Here is a 4,118-nt window from a genome sequence, read left to right as displayed (position 1 = left end):
GACCCGGCTGCGCGCCGACGCCGACCCCGAGCGGGCCTGGGCCCGCGTCTCGCGCAGCCGGACGCCCGTCGCCCGCCCTGCTCATGGACCAGTCGGTGCTGGCGGGCGTCGGCAACGTCTACCGGGCCGAGGTGCTGTTCCGGCACGGGCTGGACCCGATGACGCCCGGACGCGAGCTGGACCGGGCGACGTGGGACGCGATCTGGTCCGACCTCGTCGGGCTCATGCACCGCGGGGTCGCGACCGGCCGGATCGACACGGTGCGTCCCGAGCACGAGCCGGAGGCCATGGGGCGTCCGCCACGCCAGGACGACCACGGCGGCGAGGTCTACGTCTACCGGCGCGACGGTCAGGACTGCCTGGTGTGCGGCACGACCGTCGTGCGAAATTCTTTGGCACAACGGTCGCTGTTCTCCTGCCCGACCTGCCAAAACTCTCGCTAGAGTGCCGCCCGTGAGCGTCGTCGCGCGCGCGTCCCGCGGACGCGGCACCTGGCTGCACCGTCAGGTGCTCTCGTGGCGCGCCGGCACGCGGGCCAGCCAGGTCACCGCGACGGTCGTGCTGCTCGTGATGATCGCGGGCTCCCTCGCCCTGTCGGTCCGCGACTACTCGCTCATGCCGATCGCGACGTACTTCCTGTACCTGTTCCTGGGCATGGTGCTGCTGCGCTTCAAGCCGCTCGTGGTCGTGACCCTCGCCGCGACGGTCGCCGGGGTGCTGGCGGTCGAGCTCGGCGCGCCGGACGCCCTGGCCCGCACGGTCGCCGCCGGCATGCTCGTCGTGTGCGCGCTGCTCGTCGTGTTCCAGGCCAGCCGTGCAGCGCACGGGGCTGCCGAGCCTGCTGGGCCAGACGATGCTGGCCGACCTGCGCGACCGGCTGCAGCGCCAGAGCCGCGTGCCCGCGCTGCCCGGCGGGTGGTCCAGCGAGACGGCGATGATCAGCGCCGGCGGCACCGGGTACGCCGGCGACTTCCTCGTCGCCGAGCTGAGCCAGGACGAGCGACACCTGGAGATGGTGCTCGTGGACGTGTGCGGCAAGGGGGTCTCGGCCGCGACGCAGTCGCTGCAGCTCGCCGGGGCGCTGGGCGGGCTGCTCGGCGCCCTGCCTCCGCAGGCGCTCATGGCGTCGGCCAACGACTTCCTGCTGCGCCAGCACGACGAGGGCGCGTTCGCGACGGCCGTGCACGTGCTGGTGAACCTGGAGACGGGCGCGTACGAGGTGACGAACGCCGGGCACCCGCCCGCGCTCCGGTGGAGCCGGGACGCGGGGGAGTGGCGCGTGGACGCCGCCCGCGGCCTGGCCCTGGGCGTGATGCGGCGTCCGGACTTCGAGCGCAGCACCGGCGTGCTGGCGCCGGGCGAGGCGCTGGCGTTCTACACCGACCGGGGTCATCGAGACCCGGGACCGGTCGATCAGCGACGGCATCGCCTGGCTGGCGGCCGAGCGGCGACCGCCGTGGGGCCGGGTTCGCCGGCGCCGCGCGGCGCATCATCGAGCGCGTGCCGCGCGGCGACGACGACCGGGCCGTGCTCGTGCTGTGGCGCGACCCGGCCTGACGGTCACCAGGTGCGGTCGACCTTGCGGTGGAACCGCTGGCCGGCCTTGCCCCCGAGGACGGCGAACACCAGCATCACCAGCAGCGTCGACACGATCGTGATCGCGCCGCCGATGCTGAGGTCGTCGGTCGGGATCGGCACGTCCGGCACGTCGATGCGGTCCAGGACGTTGTACTGCGAGCCGAACACGGCGCCGACCACGGCCGCGACGATCACGACGATCAGGCCGACGAGGAACACCCCGACGCCCTGCTTGCCGCCGTCGAAGCGGGCCATGCGCCCGGCGACGTAGCCGCCGGCGAAGTAGCTGATCGCCATGACGACGAGCAGGACGATCGCGGCGCCGATGCCGATGGTGCCGCTCTGGCGCTCGAGGTCGGACTGGGTCACGTCGTTGGCGTTGCCGACGGCGGTGGCGATCGCGCCGACGATGCCGGACAGGATGATCGCCAGGCCGACCGCGACGAGCCAGCCGAAGAAGGCGACGACGAGGTGCATGCCGCCGAAGCGCTCGCGGCGGCGCTCGTGGACGGCGGCCTCGGCGCGGCGCGGGTCGACGTCGGCGTCGCGGTGCGCGGGCGCCTCGTGGTCGCCGTGCCGGCCGTGGTCGTGCGGGATGTCGGTGCGGTCGTCGGTGGCCATGGGGACCTCCTGGCTAGGTGCGCGGCTGGCGCGGGTTGGTCGGGTCGCCCTGGGAGGGCGGGTTGATCGGGGGAGCGCCGGACGAGGAGTCCGTCTGGTGCGGGTTCGGCGGGGCCGGAGGCACCTCGGGCGTGGGTGCGGCGGGGTCGGCGCCCGAGGGCTCCGCGCCCTCGTTCACCGCGTCGAGGCGGCGCTGCAGCAGCTGGACGACGGTGAGCCGGTCGGCGTGCTCGCGCTCGTACGCCAGCAGCGCCTGGAGCCCGGACGCGTCCAGGGCGCGGACGCGCTGCTCGAGGGTGCTCTCGGGCAGGTGGTCGTAGTCGGGGATGGGCAGGGCGTCGCTCATGCGTGGCTTCCTTCCGTCGGCTGGTCCCACCGCAGCAGCGCGGCGGAGGGCGCTCCGGACAGCATCGGCTGGCCGAGGGCCTGGATGTCGGCACCGGTCAGCGCCGCGGCGGCGAGGAGCGCCTGGTCGGCGCGGACGTGCTCGGGCACCTCGGGCAGCGCACCCAGGGCCAGGCCCGGGAAGCGGGCCGGCTCGACCTCGTGCTCGGCGGCGGCCGTCGGGTCGATGAGCAGGGTGGCGACCTGGCCGCGGACGAACGCGTCGACGACGTCGGTGACGCCGGTGGCGACCGCGTCGTCACGCCCCAGGCGCTCCTGGAGCTCGTCGAGCATCTCGACCCGCGCGGTCATGACCTGCTCCTCGACGGCGCGGGCGACGGCCTGCTGCAGCGCCTCGTCGCCGCCGTCCTCGCCGCGTCCGCCGGCGTCGAGCTCGACGATCGTGACGCCCTGCAGGCCCTCGAGCCCGGTCAGGACCTCCTGGCGCGAGCCCGGCTGGCCGGCGAGCAGGACGAAACGGATCCCGGCGCGCACGTGCTGGGTGATGTCGTCGGCGACCGAGCGGGCGTTGCGGGCCCACACGCTCTCGTTGTAGTGCTGCCACTTCAGGTGCGCCCAGCCGCCGCCGCGGACCTTGTGCTCGAAGTCGGTCTCGCCCCCGGCGGCGTGCGTCTCGTCGGCGCGGTCGGGCGTGCCGGTGCGGTGGACGCTGACGTCGCCGCCCTCGTGGTCGACGAGGGCCAGGACGAACGGCACGGACTCTGCCTCGTCGCCGATCCAGGCGCCGAGGTCGGGGAGCGGTCCCCACGAGCCGCTCGGCTGGTCCAGCCGCGCGCGGACGACCTCGTTCAGCAGGACGCCGCGCTCGGTCACCACCGCGAAGCGGCTGGTCGGCGCGGGGACGTCGGTCGGCTCGAGCAGCGCCTCGCGCAGCTGGGCCACCACGGACTCGGGAGCACCGGCCCGGGTGGCGGCGTCGGTCGCCGTGCGCACCTGGAGCTCGATCTTCTCGGGAGCGTTCTCGGTGTCGCGGCTGACGTCCGCGTAGCCGGTCGCGAACGGCCCCGGGTCCTCGTAGAGGTGGGCGATGCGGTCGCTTCTCACGGGTTCTCCTCTCGTCACCCCCGCCGTACCCACGAAGGGACGTGGCTAACAGCGGGCCAATGGAGGAGGGGCCGGGAACGACGAACGCCGGCCCCCGGGGGACCGGCGTCACGTGGAGCGGACGACGAGACTCGAACTCGCAACATTCTGCTTGGAAGGCAGAGACTCTAACCAATTGAGCTACGTCCGCGTTGCTGCCGAGGCAGCGCGACCATGATGCCACATGGTCCCCGGGACGCTCGTCAGGCGGTCGCGACGACGAGGTCGGCGGCCGCGCGCGTGCCCTCCCGGCCGAAGTGCTCGCGCTCCTGGTCGGCCCACACGTCCCACCACGGCTCGTACGTGGTGCCGTCGCGCTGGATCGCCCGGCGGCGCCGGACGTCCGCGGGGGCCTCCAGCCAGAGCAGCGCGGAGAGGTAGGGACGCGTCAGCGCGGCGCCCGACCCGACGCCGTCCAGCACGAGGACGCG

5 protein-coding genes, 1 tRNA gene and 1 pseudogene are annotated in these 4,118 nt (G+C 74.2%); 2 read left to right on the top strand and 5 right to left on the bottom strand.

Annotation, left to right across the window (positions count from 1 at the left end):
- Together AC2W7G_RS10495 and AC2W7G_RS10490 are read left to right on the top strand one after the other, a co-directional pair.
- Positions 1 to 443, top strand: a 443-nt coding sequence (locus AC2W7G_RS10495; RefSeq protein WP_485868382.1) for a zinc finger domain-containing protein, incomplete at its 5' end; no start/stop codon positions are given.
- Positions 444 to 853: 410 nt separating this feature from the next.
- Positions 854 to 1,324 (top strand): annotated as a pseudogene (locus AC2W7G_RS10490) (PP2C family protein-serine/threonine phosphatase); the annotation flags it as partial.
- 236 nt (positions 1,325 to 1,560) lie between these two features.
- Here the strand turns inward: AC2W7G_RS10490 and AC2W7G_RS10485 are convergent.
- From AC2W7G_RS10485 to AC2W7G_RS10465, 5 genes are all read right to left on the bottom strand, one after another.
- Positions 1,561 to 2,199: a hypothetical protein gene (locus tag AC2W7G_RS10485; RefSeq protein ID WP_485868381.1), complete on the bottom strand. Its 639-nt coding sequence runs from the start codon at positions 2,197 to 2,199 to the stop codon at positions 1,561 to 1,563.
- A 13-nt stretch (positions 2,200 to 2,212) separates the two neighbouring features.
- Positions 2,213 to 2,545, bottom strand: a complete 333-nt coding sequence (locus AC2W7G_RS10480) for a DUF8129 domain-containing protein (protein WP_485868380.1) — start codon at positions 2,543 to 2,545, stop codon at positions 2,213 to 2,215.
- Complete coding sequence (locus tag AC2W7G_RS10475; RefSeq protein WP_485868379.1) at positions 2,542 to 3,648, bottom strand: baeRF2 domain-containing protein; 1,107 nt, start codon at positions 3,646 to 3,648, stop codon at positions 2,542 to 2,544. Before AC2W7G_RS10475 ends, AC2W7G_RS10480 begins: the two co-directional genes overlap by 4 nt.
- Positions 3,649 to 3,761: 113 nt before the next feature.
- Positions 3,762 to 3,838 (bottom strand) — tRNA-Gly (locus tag AC2W7G_RS10470).
- Positions 3,839 to 3,890: 52 nt separating this feature from the next.
- Positions 3,891 to 4,118: nucleoside/nucleotide kinase family protein (locus AC2W7G_RS10465; RefSeq protein WP_485868378.1), on the bottom strand; the 228-nt coding region annotated here is incomplete at its 5' end.

The sequence above is a fragment of the Aeromicrobium sp. PFPM2_SD2 genome, from assembly GCF_057364525.1.
This window is presented reverse-complemented; position numbering and strand designations above follow the sequence as displayed.

What these genes read in the sequence shown, in the direction of transcription:
- AC2W7G_RS10480 (WP_485868380.1), bottom strand. Translation starts at nt 2,545, where the DNA reads ATGAGCGACGCCCTGCCCATCCCCGACTACGACCACCTGCCCGAGAGC.
- AC2W7G_RS10485 (WP_485868381.1), bottom strand. Translation starts at nt 2,199, where the DNA reads ATGGCCACCGACGACCGCACCGACATCCCGCACGACCACGGCCGGCAC.